This is a genomic window from Allobosea sp. CER48, from assembly GCF_044752385.1.
Lineage (GTDB): Bacteria > Pseudomonadota > Alphaproteobacteria > Rhizobiales > Beijerinckiaceae > Allobosea.
Map to the genome: position 1 here is coordinate 1 of NZ_JBIWYK010000298.1, position 4,012 is coordinate 4,012.

The 4,012-nt window shown below is 66.3% G+C and carries 3 protein-coding genes; all 3 read left to right on the forward strand.

Annotation, left to right across the window (positions count from 1 at the left end; translation table 11 throughout):
* Nucleotides 1-183: 183 nt before the first annotated feature.
* Nucleotides 184-684 (forward strand): (2Fe-2S)-binding protein, encoded by a 501-nt coding sequence (locus ACIPIA_RS11615; protein WP_400509635.1) that lies wholly within the window; start codon nucleotides 184-186, stop codon nucleotides 682-684.
* A gap of 93 nt (nucleotides 685-777) precedes the next feature.
* A complete protein-coding gene (locus tag ACIPIA_RS11620) occupies nucleotides 778-3,141 on the forward strand; it encodes a xanthine dehydrogenase family protein molybdopterin-binding subunit (protein WP_400509637.1) in 2,364 nt (787 codons plus the stop codon).
* 17 nt (nucleotides 3,142-3,158) lie between these two features.
* Nucleotides 3,159-3,968 (forward strand): FAD binding domain-containing protein, encoded by an 810-nt coding sequence (locus ACIPIA_RS11625; protein WP_400509639.1) that lies wholly within the window; start codon nucleotides 3,159-3,161, stop codon nucleotides 3,966-3,968.
* Nucleotides 3,969-4,012: the final 44 nt, after the last annotated feature.

Genomic DNA, 4,012 nt, shown 5'->3' on the forward strand with positions numbered 1-4,012 from the left:
AAATGCATGGGGTGCTGCAAGCGCCGCCGGCTTGACCCGGCAAAAACGCGGGTCCACACTCGGTTTTGAGCTATTCCAAGGAAAGGCTGCCCGCTGGGGCAAAGCTGCCGGAGTGGTTCGGCCTGACCCAGACCCAGGGAGGGGGTGGGAAGGCATCAGAGACGGGTCACAGGAGATGTGCTCATGACCACTGTTTCGCTGACGGTGAACGGCAAGGCCGTCACCGCCAATGTCGACCCGCGCACCCTTCTGGTGCAGTTCCTACGCGAAAATCTGAGACTGACCGGCACCCATGTCGGCTGCGACACCAGCCAGTGCGGCGCCTGCGTCGTTCATCTCGACGGCAAGGCGGTGAAGTCCTGCACCACGCTCGCCGTCTCGGTCGACGGCGCGAACGTGACCACCATCGAGGGATTGGCCGACGGAGCTACTCTGCACCCGATGCAGGAGGCCTTCCGCGAGCATCACGGCCTTCAATGCGGCTTCTGCACGCCGGGCATGATCATGGCCGCGGTCGACATGGTGAACCGCCGCGGCAACGAACTCGACGAGAAGACGATCCGCGAGGATCTCGAAGGCAATATCTGTCGCTGCACGGGCTATCACAACATCGTCAAGGCGATCGCCGCCGGTGCCGAAGCGATGGGCAAGGGCTCCGCGCCGCTGCGCCAGGCCGCCGAGTAAGGCTCCCGCCCGCGTTCGCCGCGGGCTCTTCATCCTTCATGCGTTCCGTGCAGTGAGGCGTCCACGAGAGGCGCCGTGCGAGGAGGGAACATCATGTCCGTTACAGGGATCGGCGCCGCAGTTCGCCGCAAGGAAGACCACCGTTTCATCACCGGCCAGGGCCGCTACACCGACGACGTCAACCGGCCGGGCCAGGCCCACGCCTGTTTCCTGCGCTCGCCCCATGCGCATGCCAGCATCAAGTCGATCGACACCAAGGCCGCGGCCGTCATGCCCGGCGTGCTCGGCATCTTCACCGGTGCCGATCTCGCCGCCGACAAGATCGGCGGGCTGATCTGCGGCTGGATGATCCACAACAAGGACGGCTCGCCGATGCGCGCCGGACCGCATCCGGCGCTGGCACAGGGCAAGGTCCGCTATGTCGGCGACCATGTCGCGGTGGTGGTGGCCGAGACGCTGGCACAGGCGAAGGATGCCGCCGAGGCTATCGCTGTCGACTATCAGGAGCTGCCTGCTGTGGTCGATACCGCCAGGGCCATCGGAGCCAAAACGGTGGTCCATGACGAGGCGCCGGACAACAGCGTCTTCAACTGGCATCTCGGCGACAAGGACGCGACAGACAAGGCGTTCAAGGCGGCCAAGCACGTCACCAAGCTCGACCTCGTCAACAACCGGCTCGTGCCCAACGCGATGGAGCCGCGTGCGGCCGTCGGCGATTACGATTCCGGCGACGGTGTCTTCACGCTCTATACGACCAGCCAGAATCCGCACGTGGCGCGGCTGGTGCTCTCCGCCTTCATCGGAATCGCGCCGGAAAACAAGCTCCGGGTGATCGCGCCGGATGTCGGCGGCGGCTTCGGCTCCAAGATCTTCATCTATGCCGAGGAGACGGTCTGCGTCTGGGCGGCGAAGAAGGTCGGGCGGCCGGTGAAGTGGACGGCGGACCGGACGGAGGCCTTCCTGTCCGATGCGCATGGCCGCGACCATGTCACCCATGCGGAACTCGCGACCGACGCCGAGGGCAGGATTCTCGGCCTCAAGGTTCATACCACGGCGAATCTCGGCGCCTATCTGTCGACCTTCTCGTCCTCGGTGCCGACCTATCTCTACGCCCCGCTGCTTTCCGGGCAGTACGACATCCCGGCGATCTATTGTGAGGTCGATGCGGTCTACACCAATACTGCGCCGGTCGACGCCTATCGCGGCGCCGGGCGGCCGGAGGCGACATTCGTGGTCGAGCGGCTGGTCGAGGTCGCCGCGCGCCAGCTCGGCAAGGACCCGGCCAAGTTCCGGCTGCAGAACTACATCAAGAAGTTCCCGCATCAGACGCCGGTCATCATGATGTACGACGCCGGCAACTACGGCGCCTCGATGAAGAAGGCGCTGGAGATGATCGACTACAAGGGGCTGGGCAAGCGCAAGCGCGACTCTGCGCGGGCCGGCAAGCTGCGCGGCATCGGCTTCTCATCCTATATCGAGGCCTGCGGCATCGCCCCCTCGGCGGCGGTGGGGTCGCTGGGCGCCGGCGTGGGCCTGTGGGAGTCGGCCGAAGTTCGGGTCAATCCCATCGGCACCGTGGAGGTGCTGACGGGCTCGCACAGCCATGGCCAGGGCCATGAGACCACCTTCGCCCAGCTGGTCAGCGACCGGCTCGGCATCCCCATCGACAATGTCTCCATCGTCCATGGCGACACGGACAAGGTGCAGATGGGCATGGGCACCTATGGCTCGCGCTCGGGTGCTGTCGGCATGTCCGCGATCTTCAAGGCGCTCGACAAGGTGATCGCCAAGGGCAAGAAGGTCGCGGCGTATGTTCTCGAGGCCGACGAGGCCGATATCGACTTCGCGGACGGGCATTTCGCGGTGAAGGGCACCGATCGCAAGCTCGATTTCGGTTCCTGCGCGCTGCAGGCCTATGTCGCACACAAGTTCAACGGGCAGGAGCTGGAGCCGGGGCTGAAGGAGGGGGCGTTCTACGACCCGACCAACTTCACCTTCCCGGCCGGCGTCCATATCTGCGAGGTCGAAATCGACCCCGATACGGGCGTGACGAAGATAGACCGCTGGGCGGCGGTCGACGACTTCGGCAACGTCATCAACCCGATGATCGTCGAAGGGCAGGTTCATGGCGGCATCGCCCAGGGCGTAGGCCAGGCGCTGCTGGAAGGCGCCCGCTACAACCCGGACGGCCAGCTCGTGACGGCGAGCTTCATGGATTACTGCATGCCGCGTGCCGACGACCTGCCGTCCTTCGATGTCGGGCTGACGGTGACGCCGTGCCCGTCGAATCCGCTCGGCATCAAGGGTTGCGGCGAGGCGGGAGCCATCGCCTCGCCGCCCGCCGTCATCAACGCCATCACCGATGCGCTCGGCCATGAGGACATCGCGATGCCGGCCACGCCGCAGGCGGTGTGGCGCGCTGCGCAGAAGTCGATCAGCCGCCTGGCGGCCGAGTGAGCTGAAAGGACAAGCAGATGTACGCTTTCACCTATCACAAGCCCACCAGCGCCCGGCAGGCGGCGACCCTGCTCGCCAAGAAGGAGGATGCCAAGCTCCTGGCCGGCGGTCATACCCTGCTGCCCACGATGAAGCAGCGGCTGGCCTCGCCCACGGCGCTGGTCGATCTCGGCGCCTGCGCCGACCTCAGGGGCATTGCCCGCAAGGGGCGCAACCTCGTGATCGGCGCGATGACGACCCATGCCGAGGTCGCGAACTCGGTCGAGGTGCAGGAGGCGATCCCGGCACTCGCCTTCCTGGCCGGCCATATCGGCGATCCGCATGTGCGCCATCGCGGCACGATCGGCGGCTCGGTCGCCAACAACGACCCGGCGGCGGATTATCCGGCCGCGCTCTTGGCGCTCGGCGCGACCGTCGTCACCAACAAGCGCAAGCTGACGGCCGAGGAGTTCTTCACCGGCCTTTACGAGACTGCGCTGGAGGAAGGCGAGATCATCACCAAGGTCTCGTTCCCGCTCGCCTCGAAGGCGGGCTATGCCAAGTTCCGCAACCCGGCCTCGCGCTACGCCATGGTCGGCGTCTTCGTCGCCAAGCGCGGCAGCGAGATCCGCGTCGCCGTGACCGGCGCGGGCGAGGGTGGCGTGTTTCGCTGGCCTGAGGCGGAATCCGCGCTCAAGGCGCGCTTCGCGCCGAAATCGCTCGACGGGCTCAAGCACACCGCTGACGGCATCAACGGCGACATCCACGCCGATCCTGAATATCGCGCGCATCTGATCGGCACCATGGCCAGGCAGGCCGTTGCGCAGGCGACGGCCAAGGCGGCCTGACGGCGGCGGGCCGACCAGGACCCCGGGCACTCGTTGTGTGTCCG